This window comes from Streptomyces sp. PTY087I2, assembly GCF_001687325.1.
GTDB lineage: Bacteria > Actinomycetota > Actinomycetes > Streptomycetales > Streptomycetaceae > Streptomyces.
In genome coordinates this window covers 99,145-119,189 of sequence record NZ_LZRD01000011.1, presented here as the reverse complement: position 1 = coordinate 119,189, position 20,045 = coordinate 99,145, and the positions used below count along the sequence as shown (strand labels likewise).

Sequence of the window (20,045 nt, the reverse complement as noted above, 5' to 3'; positions counted from 1 at the left end):
GGACAAAAAGGAACCGGCCCCGAACTTCGTAGAGAAGTCCGAGGCCGGTTCAAGCCATCGTGCGGGCGGGGAAACCCCCTACAGCGCGACCCCCAGCAGGGCGTCGACCGTACGGGATACGAGGCCGGGCGCGCCCTCGTCGGTGCCGCCCTCCGCACCCTGGAGCGCGGCCCAGCGGTCCACCGCGGCGAGCGCGGCGGGGCTGTCCAGGTCGTCGGCGAGGGCGGCCCGGACCTCCTCGACCAGCGCGTCGGCGGACGGCCCGTCGGGGCGCGAGACGGCGGCCCGCCAGCGCGCGAGGCGCTCGACGGCGTCGGCCAGCACCTGGTCGGTCCACTCCCAGTCGGAACGGTAATGGCGGGAGAGCAGCGCGAGCCGGATGGCCGCCGGGTCCACGCCCTCGCGGCGCAGCGCCGAGACGAAGACCAGGTTGCCGCGCGACTTGGACATCTTCTCGCCGTCCAGGCCGACCATGCCGGCGTGGACATAGGCCTGGGCGAAGGGGTGCTCGCCGGTCAGCGCCTGGGCGTGCGAGGCGCCCATCTCGTGGTGCGGGAAGGCGAGGTCGGAGCCGCCGCCCTGGATGTCGAAGCCCATGCCGAGGTGGTCCAGGGCGATGGCGACGCACTCGATGTGCCAGCCCGGGCGGCCGTCGCCCAGGGAGGCCCCGTCCCAGCTCGGCTCGCCCGGGCGGGCGGCCATCCAGAGCATCGGGTCGAGGGGGTTCTTCTTTCCGGGGCGCTCCGGGTCGCCGCCGCGCTCGGCGGAGAGCAGGCGCATCGCCTCGGCGTCGAGGCCGGAGACCTCGCCGAAGTGCGGGTCGGCGTCGACGGAGAAGTAGATGTCGCCGTCCAGGTCGTAGGCGGCGCCCGCGTCCCGGAGGCGTTCGACGAGGGGCACGATGCCGGGTATGGCCTCGACCGCGCCGATGTAGTGCCGCGGGGGCAGCATCCGCAGGGCGGTCATGTCCTCGCGGAAGAGTGCCGTCTCGCGCTCCGCGAGCTCGGTCCAGTCCTGACCGTCGCGCACGGCCCGCTCCAGCAGCGGATCGTCCACGTCTGTCACGTTCTGGACGTAGTGAACCTGCCGCTTGGTGTCGAGCCACACGCGCTGAACGAGGTCGAACGCGTTGTAGGTCGCCGCATGACCCATGTGGGTCGCGTCGTACGGCGTGATGCCGCAGACGTAGATGCGGGCGACGGGACCGGGGTCAAGGGTGATCCGTCCGCCGGTCGCGGTGTCGTGGATCCGAAGGTCGCGGCCCTTGCCGGGCAGGGCGGGGACCTCAGAAGCGGGCCAGGCATGCATGTCATGAGCGTAACCGGACGTTGCTTCCGGATACGAACCGGCACCGGAAACCTGTCCGAAGAGGCCCTCTTGCGTGCAACCGTCAACAGGGGGTAGGGCGCGGGTCGCCGTCGGGCGCGTTCTACACCGGCGGCCAGGGGATCGGCGGCCACTGGCCGCTCGGCCGCGGGTGCACGGCGCCCTTGAGCATCCCGTCGACCCGCTCCCGCAGGGCCTCCAGTTCGGCCGGGGTGATGAGTTCGGCCATCCGGGTGGCGAGGGCAGCCCCCGGAGCCAGCTCGGCGGCGAGCCGGCCCAGCACCGCCAGGGCCTCTTCGGTGAGCGGTTCGCCCGCCCAGCCCCAGAGCAGGGTCCTGAGCTTGTCGTCGGCGTTGAAGGTGACGCCGTGGTCGATGCCGAAGAGCCGCCCGCCGGGCGCGGGCAGCAGATGGCCGCCCTTGCGGTCACCGTTGTTGATCACCGCGTCCAGCACCGCGAGCCGCCGCAGCCGGGGGTCGTCCGCGTGCACCAGCAGCGCGGTCTTCCCCTCCCCCACATCCGCGAAGCCCACGGCTTTCCAGCCATCACCCGGCTCCTCGCCCTCGACCAGCGCCAGCAGCTCGGGGGCGTCCTCACCGTCCGCGGGGCCGTCGATCCAGAGCTGGACCATGCCCTGCCCGTACGGCCCGTCGCGCAGCACGGTCGGCGGCACGAGGTCCCAGCCGGTCGCCCGGGAGATCTCGTACGCGGCGACCTCCCGCTGGGCGAGCGTCCCGTCGGGGAAGTCCCAGAGCGGCTGCTCGCCCGCGACCGGCTTGTAGGCGCAGGTGCGCTCCTCGCCGTCGTACGCCACTGTGCAGTGCAACACCGCGTTGGACGCCCCGCCGACCTGACCGAGGACGGTGAGCGTGCCCTCGGTGAGCAGGGTGAGCAGCTCGGGGTCCGTCAGGCTCCGCGACGGTATCCGTTCTGGCGCGGGCATACGTGTCCTTCCGGATCGAGCGGCAGGCTGCACAGCGGGCACGGCGGGCGGCCGGCGTTGACGACGTCCAGGGCGCGCTTGGCGAAGGCGCGGGCCTGGGCGCCGCTGAGCCGGACGCGGAGCATCGGCGGGCCGTTCTCCTCGTCCTGGAGGAGCTTCTCCTCGGCCTCCGCGAGGTCGTCCTCGGAGTCGGCGTCGAGCTCGACGAGGGCCTGCGCCTCGACGATCATGCGCTGTTCCTCGCCGTCCCAGGCCAGGGCCATGGTGCCGACCCGGAACTCCTCCTCGACGGGCACGTCGAGCGGGGCGGTGTCGGTGACGTCGGTGGGCGCCACGGCCGGCACCGGGGAGTTGCCGCCGGTGCGGCGTACGACCTCGTCGAGCAGTTCGTCGATCCGCTCGGCGAGCGCGGCGACCTGGGTCTTCTCCAGGGCGACGCTGGTGACCCGGCCCTGGGAGGACGCTTGCAGGAAAAACGTACGGCGGCCAGGCAGCCCGACCGTACCGGCCACGAATCGGTCCGGTGGGTCGTAGAGGAACACCTGACGGGACACGTCCTGCTCCCTTGAGCTTCGATGGTGGTTGGGCGGCGCTACGGCGCGTCCACCCTACTGCCCGGAGCGATCACGGCGCGCCCGCGCCGCCCCCGACCGTCGCGTCCGCCGAACCGTCACCGGCGGGGGACGCGGCGGCGTCCGCCCCGACGGCGTTCTCGCGGGGCGCCAGGGAGTCGAGGTCGCCGGTGTCGCCGAGCCGCAGGAGGAAGGGCCGCAGCCTCGTGTAGCGGATCGCGGTGACCGAGCAGGGGTCGACGTGGATGCGCTGGAACAGGTCCAGATGCATGCCCAGCGCGTCGGCGACGAGGGACTTGATGATGTCGCCGTGCGAGCACATGACGTACGTGGCGTCCTCGCCGTGCTCCGCCTCGACGCGCTCGTTCCAGTCGCGGACGGCGTCGACGGCGCGGGCCTGCATGGCGCGCATGGACTCGCCGCCGGGGAAGGCCGCGGCGGAGGGGTGCTGCTGGACGACCGACATCAGCGGCTCGTCGGCGAGTTCGGCGAGCTTGCGGCCCGACCAGTGGCCGTAGTCGCACTCGCTGATCCGGTCCTCGGTGTGCAGGGGCAGGCCCGGGCGCGCGTCGAGGAGCGGCTGGAGCGTCTGCCGGCAGCGCTCCAGGGGGCTGCTGACGGCGAGGACCGGGACGACGGCGGCGAGCCGGCCGGGGAGGGCCGCGGCCTGTGCGGCGCCGCGTTCGTCGAGGGAGACGCCGGGGGTGCGGCCCGCGAGTACCCCGGCGGTGTTGGCGGTGGAGCGTCCGTGGCGTACGAGGATCAGCGTGGGCATACCCGCCAGCGTACGTCCGAGGCGCGTGGGGGCGGGCCGGGGCGGCGAAGGTGCGTGGGGGCGGGTTCACGGGGAAGAATGCCCGCCGTGATCGTGGATTGCGCCATCTACCGGGACGGGCGCCGCACCGAACGGCCCGACGACCTCGCGAACGCCCTGGCCGAGGCGCGCGCCTCGCACGACGCGTTCCTGTGGATCGGGCTGCACGAGCCGACGGAGGAGGAGTTCGACCGCGTACGGGCGGAGTTCGGGCTGCACCCGCTGGCCGTGGAGGACGCGCTGCGCGCGCACCAGCGGCCGAAGCTGGAGGTGTACGACGACTCGCTGTTCGCGGTGCTCAAGCCGATCGTGTACGAGCCCGCGAGCGACACGGTCAGTGCGGACGAGCTGATGGTCTTCATAGGGGACGCGTTCGTGGTGACGGTCCGGCACGGCGAGGGCGCCCCGCTGGCGGCCGTGCGCCAGCGGCTGGAGGCCGAGCCGGAGGTGCTGAAGCACGGCCCGACTGCGGTGCTGTACGCGATCAGCGACGCGGTCGTGGACCACTACATGGACGTGGCCGGCGAGCTCCAGGTGGACCTGGAGGAGCTGGAGACGCAGGTCTTCGCGCCGGCCGGCTCGGGCGACTCGAAGAACACCGCCGCCCGGATCTACACCTTCAAGCGGCAGGTGCTGGAGTTCCGCCGGGCGGCCGGTCCGCTGACGGCGCCCATGGCCCGGCTCTCGGCCGCGGGCGTGCCGTTCGTCCACGAGCACGCGCAGCCGTTCTTCCGGGACGTGGCCGACCATCTGACCCGCGCCAACGAGCAGGTGGAGGGGCTGGACCGGCTGCTCTCGGACATCCTGTCGGCGCATCTGGCGCAGATGGGCGTGCGGCAGAACGACGACATGCGCAAGATCTCCGCCTGGGCGGCGATGGCCGCCGTCCCGACGATGGTGGCGGGCATCTACGGCATGAACTTCGACAACATGCCGGAGCTGCACTGGCCGTGGACCTACCCGGTGGTGGTCGCGGTGATGGGCCTCATCGTGTACGGGCTGTACCGGCAGTTCAAGCGGCGCGGCTGGCTCTAGGGCGTGTCCGGGGGCCCGGGCCCCCGGACAGCCGGGCCTCAGGCGTACTCGTGCTCGGGCACCGCGGGGCTGCCGAGCGCGTTGCGCCGCTCCGGCATCTCCAGGGTCACCATGCGCCGCCAGCCGACGAGGCGCTCGTACGCGTACACCGCGTGGATGCCCGCGGCGAGGACGGCGGCCTTGGGGCGGGACCAGCCGAGGATGCGGCCCATGTTGGCCATCACGGCGAGGCTGACGTCGCGGTAGACACGGATCTCGGCCAGGGCGCACTCGCGCATGATGCGCTGGATGGTCCGGCCGTGCCCCTCGCGTGCGAGGGCGAGCAGTTCCTCGTGGCAGTAGGCGAGGTGGTTGTCCTCGTCGTTGGAGATCATCTTCACCGCGCGGCCGATGTCGGGGTGGTCGGCGAAGTACCGGCGCAGCAGCTGCATCTGCTCGGACGCGCGCTGCTCGGTGATCCGGCTGTGGGCCAGATAGGTGATGATGTCGCGCTCGGTGAGCCGTTCCTCGCCGCGCAGCCGGGAGTGCGCGAGGCCGATGCCCTGCTGCTCCAGGAGCATCGTGTAGTCGGTCTCCGGGGGGACCTCGACGGGCGGCAGTCCGCGCTTCTTCAGGAGGGCGTTGAAGATCCGGCCGTGCTTGTCCTCGTCGGCGCCGTGCCGGACGATCCTGGGGGCCAGCTCACGGCGGCCCTCCGGGACGAGGGCGGCGATGCGGGCGTTCTCCCAGCCGCCCTGGGCCTCGCCGCTCGCGGCGATGGAACAGAACAGCCGGTAGGACTCGTCGTTGTCCAGGATCTCCTGGAACAAGGTCTGCGCAGAGAGCATGAGGGCCACCTCCGTACCCGATTTCCGCGGAACCCAGGTCCGCGGAGCGGTAGTCCGCAGAACGAGTCAAAGGCGCTACGGGGCGGTCGGCAACCGGAGCCGTCACGCACCGCGCACGGCGGCGGCCGGGGCCGCCGACGGCCGACACGCCCGCGGGGACGGCGTAACCCCTGGGCGCGCAGCGCGTTGTTCCTGCTGACGGCCGTGGCGGGGAAGACCCCCGAGCCCCCACCACGGCCGTAGTGCTGCCCGCCGGACACGCTAGGCGAGGCCGGAGCGCTCCAGGGCGTCCGTGCCGGCGCGGAGCGCGGTGAGCCGCTCCTCCAGGGTGAAACCGGCCGGGGCGAGGTTGAGCGTGGTGACCCCGGCGGCGGCGTAGGCCTGCATGCGGTCGGCGATCCGCTCGACGGGGCCGAGCAGCGCGGTCTGGTCGATCAGCTGGTGTGGTACGGCGGCGGCGGCCCCGGCCTTGTCCCCGTCCAGGTACTTGTCCTGGATCTCGGCGGCCTCCTTCTCGTACCCCATGCGCTGGGCGAGCTGGTTGTAGAAGTTCTGCTTCCGGCTGCCCATCCCGCCGACGTACAGCGCGGTGTACGGACGGAACATGTCGGCGAGGCCGTTGACGTCGTCGCCGACGGCCAGCGGCAGCGTCGGGCTGACGTCGAAGCCCTCCATGGTCTTGCCCGCCTTCTCGCGGCCCGCGCGCAGCGGCTGGATCGCGGTCTCCTCCAGGTGCTCGGCGGAGGGGAAGATCAGCAGGGCGCCGTCGGCGATCTCACCGGTCTGCTCCAGGTTCTTGGGACCGATCGCGGCGATGTAGAGCGGGATGTGCTCGCGCTGCGGGTGCACGGTGAGCTTGATCGGCTTGCCCGGGCCGCCGGGGAGCGGCAGCGTCCAGTGCGCGCCCTCGTAACTCACGCGCTCACGGGTCATCGCCTTGCGGACGATCTCCACGTACTCGCGGGTGCGGGCCAGCGGCTTGTCGAACTTCACGCCGTACCAGCCCTCGGAGACCTGCGGGCCCGAGACGCCGAGGCCGAGCCGGAAGCGGCCGCCGGAGAGCGAGTCGAGGGTGGCGGCGGTCATCGCCGTCATGGTGGGCTGCCGGGCCGGGATCTGCATGATGGCGGAGCCGACGTCGATCGACTCGGTCTGGGCCGCGACCCAGGTCAGCACGGTCGGGGCGTCGGAGCCGTACGCCTCGGCCGCCCAGCAGACGTCGTAGCCGAGCCGGTCGGCCTCCTGCGCGACGGCGAGGTTGTCGCCGTCCATGCCGGCGCCCCAGTAACCGAGATTGATGCCGAGCCGCATAGCCGCTCCCCTTACTGATCAGTAACGTCCCTTTCTCCGGACTCTAGCGCGGGCGGCGGCGATCCGGCAGGCCCGGCGGACCTCGGGTTGTCCACAGCCCCTGCACCCCGTGGGGCCATGGCCAGTAATCTCAGCGCCCATGGAGCAGAGGCATCTCGGCCGTACCGGCCTTCGCGTGTCCCGGATCGGGCTCGGCACCCTCACCTGGGGCCGGGACACGGACGAGCACGACGCCGCCGACCAGCTGAAGGCCTTCTGGGACGCGGGCGGCACCCTGGTGGACACCGCCGATGTGTACGGGGGCGGCGAGGCCGAGTATCTGCTCGGGCGGCTCGTCGGGAGCCTGATCCCCCGGGAGGACCTGGTCATCGCCACGAAGGCCGGAAACGTGCCCGACCCCTATCGCCGCGTCAACGGTTCACGCGGGCATCTGCTGGCCGCCCTGGACGCGTCCCTGGAGCGGCTCGGCACGGATTACGTGGACCTGTGGCAGGTCCACGCCTTCGACCCGGCGACCCCGCTGGAGGAGACCCTTCAGGCGGTGGACCTGGCGGTCTCCTCGGGCCGTGTGCGCTACGCGGGCGTGTCGAACTTCTGCGGCTGGCAGCTGGCGAAGGCCGCCACCTGGCAGCTCGCCGCGCCCGGGGTGCGGACGAGGCTGGCCAGTACGCAGATGGAGTACTCGCTGCTCCAGCGCGGCATCGAGCGCGAGGTGCTGCCCGCCGCGCTGGACCTCGGGATCGGGCTGCTGCCGTCGTCCCCGCTGGGGCGCGGCGTGCTCACCGGCAAGTACCGCCAGGGCACCCCGTCCGACTCGCGGGGCGCGTCCGAGCGGCTCGCCCCGTTCGTCGAGCCGTATCTCGACGACGCGGCGGCCCGGGTGGTGGACGCGGTGGCGACGGCGGCGGACGGCCTGGCGACGAGCCCGCTCCAGGTGGCGCTCGCCTGGGTCCGGGACCGGCCGGGCGTGGCCGCGCCGATCCTCGGCGCGCGCAACGCCGGGCAGCTCACGGAGGCTTTGTCAGTGGAGGCGCTTAGTCTTCCCTACGAGATCTGCCAGGCGCTCGACGATGTGTCGGCGCCCGTGCACCGCTATCCCGACCAGGACTGGAGCACGCTGTGACTGCGCTTCCCGGGGAGACCCCCGGCACCGGCGGCACGGACACCCCACAGGACGCGGTGTCCCCGCCGGAGCCCGCGGCGGACGCCGGAGCGCCCGAAGCCCCCGGGGCGGCTGAAACGCCTGAGGGCGCCGAGGCGCCGGACGAGGCCGGGGCCGTCGACGCGTCGTCGGCTGAAGCCGGGGCTGCGAGCGAGGGGGCCGGGGCCGCCGGCCCTGCGAGCGCCGGGGCCGCCGATGAGGCCGAGGCCGGGGCTGCTGGCTCCCCGAGCGCTGGGGCCGAGGCAGCCGAGGCCGACGCCGGGGCTGAGGCCACCGAGGCAAGCGACCCCGCAAGCACCGAGGCTGACGCCGACGCCGCCTCGCCCGCCCCCGAGCTCTCCGAGGCGCAGGCCGAGCTGGCCGCCCAGCGTGAGCTGCGGGAGCGTATCGAGCAGCGCAAGGCGGCCAAGGCCGCGCCCATCGCCGCCGGTGCGGGGCTGAGCGGCACGGCCGCCGATCTACTCGCGGCCGTCCGGGCCGTGGAGAGCGGCGAGAAGGCGGGCTCCGCCTTCTTCGCGTCGTCCGCCACCGCCCAGGCCCCCCGCCGTCCCGCCCCGACACCGCCCCGGGCCCCCGCGCCCGAGGCCATCGCCGCCCCCGCCCCGCAGGCCGCCTCGCCCGAGGCCCTCGACGCGGTGCGCGCGGTGCTCGTGGCGGGCGGCGCCCCCGAGACGCTGACCCGCCCGGCCGTCGGCGCGCTGGGCGAGCAGGCGGCCGAGTTCCTGCGCACCGACCCCTGGCAGCTGCTGGCCCTGCCCGGCGTGCGGCCCGAACAGGCCGACGGCTTCGCCCGGGCCCTGCTGGGCGCCGACTGCGGCCCCGACGACAGCCGTCGGACGGCGGCCCTGGTCGGCTGGGTGCTGGAGCGCGCCGCCCTCCAGGGCCACACGGCTCTGGACGCCGAGACCGTGCGGGCGGCGCTCGCCGAGCGGGCGGTGAGCGACCCGGACGCGGCGGTGCGCGAGGCCGTCGAGGAAGGCGTCGCCCTGCTCTTCCAGGAGGGGGAGGACGAGGAGCCGGCCGAGGAGCTGGAAGAGGCCGAAGCGGATGAGGGCGGCCCCGCGCCGGACGCCGATACGGCCCGCGAGCCCGTCCAGGTCCTGCTGGGCCTCGACCGCTACGCCCTGGCCGAGGAGAGTCTCGCCGACGGCCTGGCCCGGCTGGTCAACGCCTGCGAGAAGGCCGCCGACTGGGCGGAGGCCGCGGCCGCCGCCCCGAGCCCGTCGGCCGCCGAGCTGATCCGTACGACCGCCGCCGCCGGACTGGTCGCGCACAGCGGCGGCGAGGCGGCCCGGACCGAGCCCGCCGCGCTGATCGCCGCGGCACGGGGCCTGGGCCTGCGGGCCGTCGGCGCGACCCACAGCGAGGACGGGCGGCGGCGGCTCGCGGCGGCCACCGGCGATCCGGACACGGCGGTCACGCTGGCCGGCCTGCTGTCCGGCGCCCAGGGCCCCGGCCGGGACGAGGACGGGGCGCTCGCCCTGGACCTGCTGGTCGTGCTGGACGCCCCGCAGCTGGACGTGGAGAGCGCGGCGGTCCTGGTCGAGGCGCTGGCCGACGGCGCCCGGCTGGTGCTGAGCGGTGACCCGGGCGTGCTGGGCTCGGCGGGCGCCGGGCGGGTGTTCGCCGATGTGCTGGCCGCCCGCACCTGCCCGCAGGTCGTCTCCCGCACCCCGGACCCCGGCCCGATCGGCGAGCTGGTCTCCGGCATCGGCATCGGCGAGCTGAACCAGGTCGACGCCCCGGGCAAGGAGGTGGTGATCGTCCCCGTCCGGGACGCGGGCGAGGCCGTCCACCGCACCGTGCAGCTGGTCGCCGACTCGGTGCCCCGGGCGTTCTCCATCCCCGCCGACGAGACCCAGGTGATCACGGTGGGCCACGGCGGGGCCGCCGGTACCAGGGCGCTGAACGAGGCGCTGAAGCAGCGGCTCAACCCGGGACCGGGCCGGTTCGGCGGGTTCGACCCGGGTGACCGCGTGATCCATGTGCCCGCGCCCGGCCGTGCGGTGCCCGGAGCGGTGCGCTCGGCCGACGCCGAGGGCCTGCATCTGGACTGCGGGGGCGTCCCCGTCGTCGTACCGCAGGAGCGGGTGGAGTCGTCGGTGCGGCACGGCTGGGCCCTCAGCGCCCACCAGGCGGCCGGGATGCGCTGGCCCGCCGCGGTGGTCGTGCTGCCGGGCGACGCGGCGCAGGGGCTGAGCCGGCCGTGGGTGTACACCGCGTTCGGCCGGGGCGAGCGGCATCTGTCCGTGGTGCACGGGGTGGACCAGGCGCTCCCCCACGCGGTGGCGCAGGTCCCGGCCCAGGAGCGGACGACCCGGCTGCGCACGCTCCTGGAGGCGCTCCCGACCCCGGACGCGGCTTCTTAAAAAAAGCCCACGGGCCGGACAGCGGTGGGCCCCGGCGCGATGTGCGCCGGGGCCCACCGTCACGTCCGGTGCGGAAAGCAGTCGAGGAAAAGGGAAAGGGCTCAGAGGTCAGGGCTCAGGGGTCAGGCGCCGCCCACCACCGGCCCGGCGAAGTCCTCGTCCGACTCGTCCTCCTCGTCGAAGACCGCGCTGACGTCGAAGCGGCAGACCACCAGTTCCGGGTCGGCGTCCTCGAACGGGGCGCCCAGCCACTCCCCCGGCTCCGGTGCCGCTTCCCCGGCCGAGACCCAGAGGGTGGAGTCGCCCTCCTCCAGGCCGAACTCCTTGTGCCGGGAGGCGATCTCGTCCGGTTCGTACTCGCCGAAGAGCACGCCGAGCGCGGCATGGACGCTGGTGCCGACCACCGGGGTCGTGTCCTCGGCGCCCGGCCCCGCGTCGACGTCGGCGAGGCGCTGGGCCTGCGCGAGAAGACGCTCGGGCTCGGCGACCACGTAGTCGCGCCGGATCAGGACACTGAGCGCGCTGGGCTCCGCGGGACCGGCGTAGGGAGGCAGGGAGTCGTCCGCGCCGGGGATCTCGAAGGGGGTGACTTCGTCGTAGCGTTCGTAGAGGAGTTCGTCGTAGACCTCGGCCGCAGCGGCCAGGGCGTTGAACGCGTCGTATACGGCGGGGTCGTCGTCCCCGGTACGGCGTTCGACCGCGTCGAGGTGACGGTCGATCGCGGCTTTGACCACTTCGGCGGCGGCACGTACCTCGGCAGCGGTGGGCTGCGCAGCATCAGACATAGTGCAGACGCTATCCGTAGCGGGGCTCTGCCCGCACAATAGATGCGATGCCGGAATACGAATTCATCGACGTGTACGTGCCGCGCGGGGTCTCCCGCAAGGATGCGGCCCGACTCCTGACCGACCACGCCGAGTACGGACACTGGGAGCTGGACCGCCTGACGCTCCGCAGGGACGGCAGCCGCAGAGTGCGGCTGCGCCGACGGATCATCCGTCAGCTGCGGGCGACCTGGTGACATGGAGCGGGCCCCGCGGTGGCGGGGCCCGCTCTCTTTCGTGGGTCGTGCCGTGCTGTGCGCGCCCGGATCAGGCGGCGCTGCGCGAGCGGCGGTAGAGCACCGATCCGGCACCGGCGAACAGCAGTCCGGCGCCGGCCGGGATGAGCAGTCCGAGCCCGTCACCACCGGTCTGCGCGAGCTGCTCCCGGGGAACGTTCCGGGTCTCGGGGACGTTCGGCTCGGGCGGCTGGACGACCGGCGGTTCGACCGGGGTCTCCGGCGTGACCGGGGGCTTCTCCGGCTCCTCGGGCGGCGGGGGCGGAACCTCGGCGTCATTGGAGCAGCTGTTGCCGAAGACGGGGTTCAGCAGTCCGCCGATGGTGACGCTGTTCCCGCAGAGGTTCACGGGGATGTCGATCGGTGCCTGGACCGAGTTGCCGGAGAGGATGCCGGGCGAGCCCTTGGCGACCCCTTCGGCCGTGGCGCCGCCGCCGTCCGGGGCCCGGTGACGGCCCGTACCGGGCTCGGAGGTGCGGTCCGAGGCCGTGGTGTCGCCGGCCTGGGCGCCGTTCCCGGAGCCGCCGGGGACGGAGCGGTCCTGGGCGCCGCCGGACCGGTCGGACGCCGATCGGTCGGACGCGGATCGGTCGGACGCGGATCGGTCGGACTGCGCGGACCGGTCGGATCCCGCTGATCCGTTTCCGCAGTCGTTCCCACTGGCGGGGTTGAGCAGTCCGCCGACGCTGACGGAGTTTCCGCAGACGTTGACCGGGATGTCGATCGGGACCTGGACCGAGTTGCCGGACAGCACGCCCGGCGAGCCGGACGCGGTGCTCGCCGCCCCGGAGTCGGCGTGGGCGTATCCACCGCTCAGCGCGAGCACTCCGCCCGCAGCCGCCATGGTGATCAGGCCTTTACGAGTGACCTGTCGCATAGGTTCGTTTCCTGCCTTCTGGCTTCCGAAAAACCCCCGGACATGACCGTGCGGGAGCCGAATGCCGAACGGTCCCGGAGTGCATGGAGTGCACTCCGGGACCGGTCGAGCTCAAACCCTTACGGGTTGACGTTCAACGATCAGGCGTTGACGCAGGTGTTGCCGAAGGCGGGGTTCAGCAGACCGATCACGGAGACCGTGTTGCCGCACACGTTGACCGGCACGTGGACCGGAACCTGGACGACGTTGCCGGAGAGCACGCCGGGGCTGCCGATGGCCGCACCCTGGGCGCCCGCGTCGGCGGAAGCCATGCCCGCACCTGCGAGAACGAGGCCACCGGTGGCAGCCGCAACTGCGACGACCTTCTTGATCATGATTCCTCCTAGTTGGAAAACGCGGTCCCAGCCGCGGACCGCAAACCTTGTAACGAGGAGGAATTCGCGGGGCTACGTGTGAACGGCTCGTTTCACCCGTTCGGACATGTCCGCACAGGTGGCCGAATCAGCGGTGATCCGACGGCGAATCGGTCATGGACCGGTCAGGAATGGTCGATGAACCGGTCGAGCACCCGCACGCCGAACTGGAGCCCGTCGACCGGGACCCGCTCGTCGACGCCGTGGAACATCCCGGCGAAGTCCAGCTCCGGCGGCAGCTTCAGCGGGGCGAAGCCGAAGCCCCGGATGCCCAGGTCGTCGAAGGACTTGGCGTCGGTGCCGGCCGAGAGCATGTACGGCACGGCCCGGGCGATCGGGTCCTCGGCGACCAGCGCGGTCTGCATGGCGTCGACCAGCGCCCCGTCGAACGTGGTCTCCAGCGCCTTGTCCGCGTGCACGTCCTCGCGCCGGACGTTGGGGCCGAGGATCCGGTCCAGGTCGGCGAGGAACTCCTCCTCGTACCCCGGCAGATAGCGGCCGTCGACGTGGGCGGTCGCCTGGCCCGGAATGACGTTGACCTTGTAGCCGGCGCCGAGCTGGGTGGGGTTGGCGGTGTTCTGGAGGGAGGCGCCGATGAGCTTGGCGATGCCGCCGAGCTTGGCGAGCGTCTCGTCCATGTTCTCCGGGTCCAGCTCGGTGCCCAGCGCGTCGGAGAGCTCGTCCAGGAAGTGCCGCAGCGTCTTGGTGACCCGCACCGGGAACTTGTGCCGGCCCAGCCGCCCGACCGCCTCGGACAGCTCGGTGATGGCGTTGTCCTTGTGGATCATCGAGCCGTGTCCGGCGGTGCCGTCCACGGTCAGCTTCATCCAGTGCATGCCCTTCTGGGCCGTCTCCACCAGATACAGCCGCAGGTTCTCGTTGACGGTGAAGGAGAAGCCGCCGACCTCGCTGATCGCCTCGGTGACGCCCTCGAAGAGCCCCGGGTGGTTGTCCACGAGATAGCGGGCCCCGTACGTGCCGCCCGCCTCCTCGTCGGCGAGGAAGGCGAGCACGATGTCGCGCGGGGGCTTGCGGCCGGTGCGCATCCGCTCCCGTACGACCGCGAGGGTCATCGCGTCCATGTCCTTCATGTCGACCGCGCCCCGGCCCCAGACACAGCCGTCCGCGATCTCCCCGGAGAACGGGTCGTGCGTCCAGTCCGCCGCGTTGGCCGGGACGACGTCGGTGTGCCCGTGGATGAGGAGCGCCGGGCGTGAGGGGTCCTCGCCCTCGATCCGGGCGACGGTGGAGGCGCGCCCCTTGTGCGACTCGAAGATCTGCGGCTCCAGGCCGACCTCCGCGAGCTTCTCCGCGACGTACTCGGCGGCGAGCCGCTCGCCGGGGCCCGAGTGGTCGCCGTAGTTGCTGGTGTCGATCCGGATCAGGTCACGACAGAGGTCGACGACCTCCTGCTCGGCCCTGCCGGTGCCGGCCTTGCCCGTGCTGCTCTCGCTCACGCTGGTTCCCTCCACTGTCGCTGTGCTGCTCCTTCTCATCCTCCCGCGCCCACGGCGTACGCCCAAGGCCGCACACCCCCCGTCACGCACCGTTCACAGCCATCGGGGCGTGATCGAGCACCCTCAAATGTTTGCTATGGTTTTCCACGTCGGAACGGGCACGGCCCGCGAGACAGACACCTTGTCCGGGTGGCGGAATGGCAGACGCGCTAGCTTGAGGTGCTAGTGCCCTTTATCGGGCGTGGGGGTTCAAGTCCCCCCTCGGACACCAGCAGGAGCCCCACTTCGGTGGGGCTCTTTTGCGTCACCGGGCGATCACGGAGAGGGGGCGAGGATGCGAGGTCGCAGGAAGCCGCCCGCCGCCCCTCTTCCCCAGCGGGACGGGATCGATGCCGTACGGGTGCGGCTTCCGGAGGATCCCGAAGGGCGCTGGGCCACCGTCGGGGAACATCTGGCCGAGCGGTTCGGCGGGGCGATCGGGACGGACCGGGTGGCCGGGATGCTGGATGCCGGGCGGTTCGTGGGGGCCGACGGGGTCGCCGTGCGGGGCTCGGAGCCGTACGCCGCCGGGCGGTATCTCTGGTTCCACCGGGACTTCGCGGCCGAGGAGCCGGTGCCCTTCCCGGTCGGGGTGGTGTACCGGGACGAGCGGATCGTGGTGGCGGACAAGCCGCACTTCCTGGCGACGATGCCCCGGGGGCGGCACATCACCGAGACCGCGGTGGCCCGGCTGCGGCGGGAGCTGGAGCTGCCCGCCCTCCAGCCCGCGCACCGGCTGGACCGGCTGACGGCGGGGCTGGTGCTGTTCGTGGTGCGGCCGGAGGACCGGGGGGCGTACCAGACGCTGTTCCGGGACCGGCGGGTACGGAAGGAGTACGAGGCTCTGGCCCCGTACGACCCCGGCGTGGCCCTTCCCCGGACCGTACGCAGCCGGATCGTCAAGGAGCGCGGGGTGCTGGCCGCCCGGGAGGAGCCGGGCGAGGCGAACAGTGAGAGTTACGTGGAGCTGGTGGAGCACCGGGGTGCGCTGGGGCGCTATCGGCTGCTGCCCGCCACCGGGCGGACGCATCAGCTGCGGGTCCATATGAACGCCCTGGGGCTGCCGATCGTCCACGATCCGCTGTATCCGGTGGTGCAGTCGGAAGGGGCGGCGGAGGACTGGGGCCGGCCCCTGCAACTGCTGGCGCGGGTGCTGGAGTTCACCGATCCGGTCGGCGGGGAGCCGCGTCGCTTCGCGAGCGGGCTGCGGCTCTCCGCCTGGCCGGAGGGGTGACGTAGGCGGTTCTCAGTGGCCGCGCTTGATCCACTCGTCGAGCTGCGGGGCCTCCGCGCCGATGGTGGTGGGGTCGCCGTGGCCGGTGTGGACGGCGGTGTCGCCGGGGAGGGTGAGCAGCCGGTCCCGGATCGAGTCGATGATCGTGGGGAACGACGAGAAGGACCGGCCGGTGGCGCCGGGGCCGCCCTGGAAGAGGGTGTCGCCGGTGAAGACGGCTCCCAGCTCGGGGGCGTACAGGCAGACCGCGCCGGGGGCGTGGCCCGGGGTGTGCAGGACCGTGAGCGTGGTGCCCGCCACGGTGAGTTCCTGGCCGTCGGCGAGGGTGCCGTCGGGGGCGCGGTCCGGGTGGGTCTGCTGCCAGAGCGGCAGGTCGTCCGGGTGGAGCAGGACCGGGGCGCCGGTGGCGTCCGCGAGGGCAGGGGCGGCGTCGATGTGGTCGTTGTGCGCGTGGGTGCAGACGATGGCGCGCAGCGTACGGCCGGCGAGCGCGGTCTCGATGCCGGCGGCGTCGTGAGCGGCGTCGATGACGATCGCCTCGGTGTCGTCGCCGACGATCCAGACGTTGTTGTCGACGTCCCACTCGCCGCCGTCGAGGGCGAAGGTGCCGGAGGTGACCAGGTGGTCGATGCGGGCGGTCATCAGAAGACCACCACCGAGCGGAGGACGTCGCCGTCGTGCATGCGGGCGAAGGCCTGCTCGATGTCGCCGAGTCCGATGGTCTCGGTGACGAAGGCGGCGAGGTCGAGGCGGCCCTGCTGGTGGAGGTCGACGAGCATCGGGAAGTCGCGGGAGGGCAGGCAGTCGCCGTACCAGGAGGACTTGAGGGAGCCGCCGCGGCCGAAGACGTCCAGGAGCGGCAGTTCGAGCTTCATGTCCGGGGTGGGGACGCCGACGAGGACGACCGTTCCGGCCAGATCGCGGGCGTAGAAGGCCTGTTCGTAGGTCTCCGGGCGGCCGACGGCCTCGATGACGACGTCGGCGCCGTTGCCGTCGGTGAGGGCGCGGATCGCCTCGACGGGGTCGGTGGTGCGGGAGTTGACGGTGTGGGTGGCGCCCATCTTCTTCGCCGTCTCCAGCTTGCGGTCGTCGATGTCGACCGCGATGATCTTCGCCGCTCCGGCCAGCCGGGAGCCCGCGATGGCCGCGTCTCCGACGCCGCCGCAGCCGATGACGGCGACCGAGTCGCCGCGGCCGACCTGGCCGGTGTTGATGGCGGCGCCGATGCCCGCCATGACGCCGCAGCCGAGGAGTCCGGCGACCTCCGGGGCGACCTCGGGGTCGACCTTGGTGCACTGGCCGGAGGCGACAAGGGTCTTTTCGGCGAAGGCGCCGATGCCGAGGGCGGGCGACAGCTCGGTGCCGTCGAGGAGCGTCATCTTCTGCTTGGCGTTGTGGGTGTCGAAGCAGTACCAGGGGCGGCCGCGCAGACAGGCGCGGCACTGACCGCACACGGCACGCCAGTTGAGGATGACGAAGTCGCCGGGGGCGACGTCCGTGACGCCCTCGCCAACCGACTCCACGACTCCGGCGGCCTCGTGGCCGAGGAGGAAGGGGAACTCGTCGTTGATGCCGCCCTGCTTGTAGTGCAGGTCGGTGTGGCAGACGCCGCACGCCTGGATCTTCACGACGGCCTCTCCGGGACCGGGGTCGGGGATGACGATCGTCTCGACCCGCACCGGCTCGTTCTTCCCGGGTGCGATGACCGCTTGCACCTGCTGTGGCATAACCCTGCTCTCCCTGCTCCCGCGCTTCGCGAAGATCGATCGCGGACCACCGTACGCCGTGGGAGACCTCCTACGGAGCGAGCACGTCCAGTTCGTGCAGGGCGCCGACCGCGATCTCCTTGGTGATCCGCTCGGCGGCCTCCGGGTCGCCCTCGCGGACCGCTTCGGCAAGCCGGACGTGCAGGGTGACGGCGGCCGGGTCGGGGTCCTCGAACATCACCTGGTGGTGGGTGCGGCCCGCGAGGACCTCGGCGACGACGTCCCCGAGGCGGGCGAACATCTCGTTGCCGGAGGCGTTGAGGACGATGCGGTGGAAGGCGATGTCGTGTTCGAGGTAGCCCTCCAGCTGCTGGCCGCGCGAGGTGGCGACCATGCCGAGGGCGCGTTCGGTGAGCTCGGCGCACTGCTCGGCGGTGGCGTGGCGGGCGGCGAGTCCTGCGGCGACGGGTTCGATCGCGGAGCGCAGGACCGTGAGGGAGCGCAGCTGGCGGGGGCGGTCGGCGCCGGCCAGCCGCCAGCGGATGACCTGGGGGTCGTACACGTTCCACGTCTCGGTGGGGCGGACCGTCACGCCGACGCGGCGGCGGGACTCGACCAGGTGCATCGACTCCAGGACCCGGATCACTTCGCGGATCACCGTACGGGAGACGTCGAAGCGCTGGGCGAGCTCGTCGGTGCGCAGCACGCTGCCGGGCGGGCACTGGCCGGAGGAGATCTCCAGACCCAGGGTGTCCAGCACATGTGTATGCAGTCCCTGGCTCTGTGTGGTCATGGGTCAAGCCTACGAGGCGGGCCACAGGAATAATAAGTACGACTTTTACGTCACAGCCTCTTGAATAAGTCGTACCTAATAGGTTTCAGTAGCGCGACGGACCGATGTCGAAGAAGACAGCGAGACACCCCCATGAACACCGCACCCCGCATGAGCACCCCCCACGTCGTCGTGGTGATGGGCGTGGCAGGAACCGGCAAGACCACGATCGGTCCCCTGCTCGCCGCCGAACTCGGCGTTCCGTACGCCGAGGGCGACGATTTCCATCCCCCGGCGAACATCGCCAAGATGTCGGCCGGCACCCCCCTGGACGACGACGACCGGTGGCCCTGGCTGGACGCCATCGGCGCGTGGGCGCACGGGCGGGCGGGGGTCGGCGGGGTCGTCTCCAGCTCGGCGCTCAAGCGGGTTTACCGGGACCGGCTGCGGGACGGGGCGCCGGACGCCCTCTTCCTGCATCTGACCGGTGACCGCGCGCTGATCGAGGAGCGGATGGCGGACCGCAAGGGCCACTTCATGCCCACCGCGCTGCTCGACTCGCAGTTCGCGACGCTGCAACCGCTCCAGGCCGACGAGGCCGGGGTGAGCGTCGACGTGTCCGGCACCCCCGAGGAAATCACCCAGCGAGCCGTCGCCGCGCTGCGCCGGCTCGACAGTTAAGGACCATCACCGTGACCAGTCTCAGCGTCGAGATGCTGGCAGCGGACGCCGCCGAAACGATCACCTCGGCAGGCAACGCTCAGTTGGGCATCGCCGTCCTGGCGGGTATCGCCGTCATCGTTCTCCTCATCACCAAGCTCAAGATGCACGCGTTCCTGGCGCTGACCATCGGTTCGCTGGCGCTCGGCTCCTTCGCCGGGGCCGCCCCGGCCGACACGATCGCCAGCTTCACCGCGGGCCTCGGCTCCACCGTCGCGGGCGTGGGCGTCCTGATCGCGCTCGGCGCGATCCTCGGCAAGCTGCTCGCCGACTCCGGCGGGGCCGACCAGGTCGTCGACACCATCCTGGCGAAGGCGAGCGGCCGGGCCATGCCCTGGGCGATGGTCCTCATCGCCTCGATCATCGGGCTGCCGCTCTTCTTCGAGGTCGGGATCGTGCTGATGATCCCGGTCGTGCTGCTCGTCGCCAAGCGCGGCAACTACTCCCTGATGCGGATCGGTATCCCCGCGCTCGCCGGGCTCTCGGTGATGCACGGGCTGATCCCGCCGCACCCCGGCCCGCTGGTCGCGATCGACGCCCTGGACGCCAACCTCGGTGTGACGCTGGCGCTCGGTGTGCTGGTCGCCATCCCGACGGTGATCATCGCCGGTCCGGTCTTCTCCCGTTACGCCGCGCGCTGGGTGGACATCAAGCCGCCGGAGAACATGATCCCGCAGCGTCCCTCCGAGGAGCTGGACCGCCGTCCGAGCTTCGGCGCCACCCTGGCGACGATCCTGCTGCCGGTCGTCCTGATGCTGCTGAACGCGCTCGTCGAGATCGTGGTCGACAACCCGGAGAACGGCCTCCAGAAGGTCACCATGGTCGTCGGTTCGCCGCTGATCGCCCTGCTCGCGGCCGTCCTGGTCGGGATGTTCACGCTCGGCCGGGCCGCCGGGTTCACCAAGGACCGGCTGGCCGGCACGGTGGAGAAGTCCCTCGCCCCGATCGCCGGGATCCTGCTGATCGTCGGCGCGGGCGGCGGCTTCAAGCAGACGCTGATCGACGCCGGGGTGGGCCAGATGATCCTGGACTTCTCCGAGAACTGGTCGATCCCCGCGCTGCTGCTGGGCTGGCTGATCGCCGTCGCGATCCGCCTCGCCACCGGCTCGGCCACGGTCGCCACCATCTCGGCCGCCGGTCTGGTCGCCCCGCTGGCCGCCGACATGTCGACCTCGCACGCGGCGCTGCTGGTGCTGGCCGTCGGCGCCGGTTCGCTCTTCTTCAGCCATGTGAACGACGCCGGGTTCTGGCTGGTGAAGGAGTACTTCGGCATGAACGTCGGGCAGACGGTGAAGACCTGGTCCGTGATGGAGACGATCATCTCCGTGGTGGCCATGGCGTTCATCCTGCTGCTGTCGCTGCTGCTGTAGCCGGTTCCGTACGGCAAGAAGAACGGACGAACGCCCGC

Annotated in this window: 20 protein-coding genes and 1 tRNA gene; 8 read left to right on the top strand and 13 right to left on the bottom strand. The window is 72.2% G+C overall.

The features are described from left to right. Positions 1–78: 78 nt before the first annotated feature. The 4 genes from mshC to A3Q37_RS14375 all read right to left on the bottom strand — a co-directional run bounded on the left by mshC (position 79) and on the right by A3Q37_RS14375 (position 3,616). Positions 79–1,308 (bottom strand): cysteine--1-D-myo-inosityl 2-amino-2-deoxy-alpha-D-glucopyranoside ligase, encoded by a 1,230-nt coding sequence (gene mshC / locus A3Q37_RS14390; protein ID WP_065483735.1) that lies wholly within the window; start codon positions 1,306–1,308, stop codon positions 79–81. A 121-nt stretch (positions 1,309–1,429) separates the two neighbouring features. Continuing rightward, a complete protein-coding gene (locus tag A3Q37_RS14385) occupies positions 1,430–2,269 on the bottom strand; it encodes an SCO1664 family protein (protein WP_065483732.1) in 840 nt (279 codons plus the stop codon). Next, positions 2,233–2,823 carry a DUF3090 domain-containing protein gene (locus tag A3Q37_RS14380; RefSeq protein ID WP_030114163.1) on the bottom strand — a complete coding sequence of 197 codons (591 nt, stop codon included), beginning with the start codon at positions 2,821–2,823 and terminating at the stop codon, positions 2,233–2,235. Before A3Q37_RS14380 ends, A3Q37_RS14385 begins: the two co-directional genes overlap by 37 nt. A 70-nt stretch (positions 2,824–2,893) precedes the next feature. Beyond that, positions 2,894–3,616: a histidine phosphatase family protein gene (locus A3Q37_RS14375; RefSeq protein ID WP_065483729.1), complete on the bottom strand. Its 723-nt coding sequence runs from the start codon at positions 3,614–3,616 to the stop codon at positions 2,894–2,896. A gap of 78 nt (positions 3,617–3,694) precedes the next feature. Here A3Q37_RS14375 and corA point away from each other — a divergent pair, with 78 nt between their 5' ends. Beyond that, a complete protein-coding gene (corA, locus tag A3Q37_RS14370) occupies positions 3,695–4,690 on the top strand; it encodes a magnesium/cobalt transporter CorA (RefSeq protein WP_065483726.1) in 996 nt (331 codons plus the stop codon). A 38-nt stretch (positions 4,691–4,728) separates the two neighbouring features. Here corA and A3Q37_RS14365 read toward each other — a convergent pair whose 3' ends face one another. Both A3Q37_RS14365 and A3Q37_RS14360 read right to left on the bottom strand, forming a co-directional pair. Continuing rightward, a complete protein-coding gene (locus A3Q37_RS14365) occupies positions 4,729–5,517 on the bottom strand; it encodes a hypothetical protein (protein WP_065483723.1) in 789 nt (262 codons plus the stop codon). 261 nt (positions 5,518–5,778) lie between these two features. Further along, positions 5,779–6,828 (bottom strand): LLM class F420-dependent oxidoreductase, encoded by a 1,050-nt coding sequence (locus tag A3Q37_RS14360; RefSeq protein ID WP_006123406.1) that lies wholly within the window; start codon positions 6,826–6,828, stop codon positions 5,779–5,781. A 139-nt stretch (positions 6,829–6,967) separates the two neighbouring features. Here A3Q37_RS14360 and A3Q37_RS14355 point away from each other — a divergent pair, with 139 nt between their 5' ends. Together A3Q37_RS14355 and A3Q37_RS14350 are read left to right on the top strand one after the other, a co-directional pair. After that, complete coding sequence (locus A3Q37_RS14355) at positions 6,968–7,951, top strand: aldo/keto reductase (RefSeq protein ID WP_065483715.1); 984 nt, start codon at positions 6,968–6,970, stop codon at positions 7,949–7,951. Next, positions 7,948–10,359 (top strand): ATP-dependent RecD-like DNA helicase, encoded by a 2,412-nt coding sequence (locus tag A3Q37_RS14350; protein WP_079137792.1) that lies wholly within the window; start codon positions 7,948–7,950, stop codon positions 10,357–10,359. Before A3Q37_RS14355 ends, A3Q37_RS14350 begins: the two co-directional genes overlap by 4 nt. A 122-nt stretch (positions 10,360–10,481) precedes the next feature. Here the strand turns inward: A3Q37_RS14350 and A3Q37_RS14345 are convergent, their stop codons facing one another. Continuing rightward, positions 10,482–11,144, bottom strand: a complete 663-nt coding sequence (locus A3Q37_RS14345; protein WP_065483711.1) for a hypothetical protein — start codon at positions 11,142–11,144, stop codon at positions 10,482–10,484. Between the two features lie 47 nt (positions 11,145–11,191). Here A3Q37_RS14345 and A3Q37_RS14340 point away from each other — a divergent pair, with 47 nt between their 5' ends. Continuing rightward, positions 11,192–11,380 carry a DUF5703 family protein gene (locus A3Q37_RS14340; RefSeq protein ID WP_006123409.1) on the top strand — a complete coding sequence of 63 codons (189 nt, stop codon included), beginning with the start codon at positions 11,192–11,194 and terminating at the stop codon, positions 11,378–11,380. A gap of 70 nt (positions 11,381–11,450) precedes the next feature. Here A3Q37_RS14340 and A3Q37_RS38220 read toward each other — a convergent pair whose 3' ends face one another. The 3 genes from A3Q37_RS38220 to A3Q37_RS14325 all read right to left on the bottom strand — a co-directional run bounded on the left by A3Q37_RS38220 (position 11,451) and on the right by A3Q37_RS14325 (position 14,166). Continuing rightward, entirely contained in the window at positions 11,451–12,296 is an 846-nt protein-coding gene (locus A3Q37_RS38220) for a chaplin (protein WP_065483708.1), read from the bottom strand. A gap of 140 nt (positions 12,297–12,436) precedes the next feature. Continuing rightward, positions 12,437–12,670, bottom strand: a complete 234-nt coding sequence (gene chpH / locus A3Q37_RS14330; protein ID WP_006123411.1) for a chaplin ChpH — start codon at positions 12,668–12,670, stop codon at positions 12,437–12,439. Positions 12,671–12,834: 164 nt separating this feature from the next. Continuing rightward, the gene (locus A3Q37_RS14325; RefSeq protein WP_065484137.1) at positions 12,835–14,166 is read right to left on the bottom strand and encodes a M20/M25/M40 family metallo-hydrolase; all 1,332 of its coding nucleotides are present in this window, start codon (positions 14,164–14,166) and stop codon (positions 12,835–12,837) included. Positions 14,167–14,349: 183 nt separating this feature from the next. Here A3Q37_RS14325 and A3Q37_RS14320 point away from each other — a divergent pair. Both A3Q37_RS14320 and A3Q37_RS14315 read left to right on the top strand, forming a co-directional pair. Next, positions 14,350–14,437: transfer RNA gene (locus A3Q37_RS14320), tRNA-Leu, on the top strand. A 63-nt stretch (positions 14,438–14,500) separates the two neighbouring features. Continuing rightward, positions 14,501–15,439, top strand: a complete 939-nt coding sequence (locus A3Q37_RS14315) for a pseudouridine synthase (protein ID WP_065483705.1) — start codon at positions 14,501–14,503, stop codon at positions 15,437–15,439. A 12-nt stretch (positions 15,440–15,451) separates the two neighbouring features. Here A3Q37_RS14315 and A3Q37_RS14310 read toward each other — a convergent pair whose 3' ends face one another. The 3 genes from A3Q37_RS14310 to A3Q37_RS14300 form a co-directional block, all read right to left on the bottom strand. Continuing rightward, positions 15,452–16,081, bottom strand: coding sequence for an MBL fold metallo-hydrolase (locus A3Q37_RS14310; protein ID WP_065483702.1), 630 nt, complete (start codon positions 16,079–16,081; stop codon positions 15,452–15,454). Next, complete coding sequence (locus tag A3Q37_RS14305) at positions 16,081–17,166, bottom strand: S-(hydroxymethyl)mycothiol dehydrogenase (protein ID WP_065483686.1); 1,086 nt, start codon at positions 17,164–17,166, stop codon at positions 16,081–16,083. The genes A3Q37_RS14310 and A3Q37_RS14305 overlap by 1 nt, the downstream gene beginning before the upstream one ends. Positions 17,167–17,236: 70 nt before the next feature. Then, complete coding sequence (locus A3Q37_RS14300) at positions 17,237–17,938, bottom strand: FadR/GntR family transcriptional regulator (RefSeq protein ID WP_010057081.1); 702 nt, start codon at positions 17,936–17,938, stop codon at positions 17,237–17,239. Between the two features lie 150 nt (positions 17,939–18,088). Here A3Q37_RS14300 and A3Q37_RS14295 point away from each other — a divergent pair, with 150 nt between their 5' ends. Next, a complete protein-coding gene (locus A3Q37_RS14295) occupies positions 18,089–18,598 on the top strand; it encodes a gluconokinase (protein ID WP_065484134.1) in 510 nt (169 codons plus the stop codon). Positions 18,599–18,609: 11 nt separating this feature from the next. After that, positions 18,610–20,007 carry a GntP family permease gene (locus A3Q37_RS14290; RefSeq protein ID WP_065483683.1) on the top strand — a complete coding sequence of 466 codons (1,398 nt, stop codon included), beginning with the start codon at positions 18,610–18,612 and terminating at the stop codon, positions 20,005–20,007. Positions 20,008–20,045: the final 38 nt, after the last annotated feature.

What these genes read in the sequence shown, in the direction of transcription:
- A3Q37_RS14385 (WP_065483732.1), bottom strand. Translation starts at nt 2,269, where the DNA reads ATGCCCGCGCCAGAACGGATACCGTCGCGGAGCCTGACGGACCCCGAG.
- corA (WP_065483726.1), top strand. Translation starts at nt 3,695, where the DNA reads ATGCCCGCCGTGATCGTGGATTGCGCCATCTACCGGGACGGGCGCCGC.
- A3Q37_RS14295 (WP_065484134.1), top strand. Translation starts at nt 18,089, where the DNA reads ATGAGCACCCCCCACGTCGTCGTGGTGATGGGCGTGGCAGGAACCGGC.
- A3Q37_RS38220 (WP_065483708.1), bottom strand. Translation starts at nt 12,296, where the DNA reads ATGCGACAGGTCACTCGTAAAGGCCTGATCACCATGGCGGCTGCGGGC.
- chpH (WP_006123411.1), bottom strand. Translation starts at nt 12,670, where the DNA reads ATGATCAAGAAGGTCGTCGCAGTTGCGGCTGCCACCGGTGGCCTCGTT.
- A3Q37_RS14360 (WP_006123406.1), bottom strand. Translation starts at nt 6,828, where the DNA reads ATGCGGCTCGGCATCAATCTCGGTTACTGGGGCGCCGGCATGGACGGC.
- A3Q37_RS14310 (WP_065483702.1), bottom strand. Translation starts at nt 16,081, where the DNA reads ATGACCGCCCGCATCGACCACCTGGTCACCTCCGGCACCTTCGCCCTC.
- A3Q37_RS14300 (WP_010057081.1), bottom strand. Translation starts at nt 17,938, where the DNA reads ATGACCACACAGAGCCAGGGACTGCATACACATGTGCTGGACACCCTG.
- A3Q37_RS14305 (WP_065483686.1), bottom strand. Translation starts at nt 17,166, where the DNA reads ATGCCACAGCAGGTGCAAGCGGTCATCGCACCCGGGAAGAACGAGCCG.
- mshC (WP_065483735.1), bottom strand. Translation starts at nt 1,308, where the DNA reads ATGCATGCCTGGCCCGCTTCTGAGGTCCCCGCCCTGCCCGGCAAGGGC.
- A3Q37_RS14375 (WP_065483729.1), bottom strand. Translation starts at nt 3,616, where the DNA reads ATGCCCACGCTGATCCTCGTACGCCACGGACGCTCCACCGCCAACACC.
- A3Q37_RS14315 (WP_065483705.1), top strand. Translation starts at nt 14,501, where the DNA reads ATGCGAGGTCGCAGGAAGCCGCCCGCCGCCCCTCTTCCCCAGCGGGAC.
- A3Q37_RS14345 (WP_065483711.1), bottom strand. Translation starts at nt 11,144, where the DNA reads ATGTCTGATGCTGCGCAGCCCACCGCTGCCGAGGTACGTGCCGCCGCC.
- A3Q37_RS14355 (WP_065483715.1), top strand. Translation starts at nt 6,968, where the DNA reads ATGGAGCAGAGGCATCTCGGCCGTACCGGCCTTCGCGTGTCCCGGATC.
- A3Q37_RS14340 (WP_006123409.1), top strand. Translation starts at nt 11,192, where the DNA reads ATGCCGGAATACGAATTCATCGACGTGTACGTGCCGCGCGGGGTCTCC.
- A3Q37_RS14365 (WP_065483723.1), bottom strand. Translation starts at nt 5,517, where the DNA reads ATGCTCTCTGCGCAGACCTTGTTCCAGGAGATCCTGGACAACGACGAG.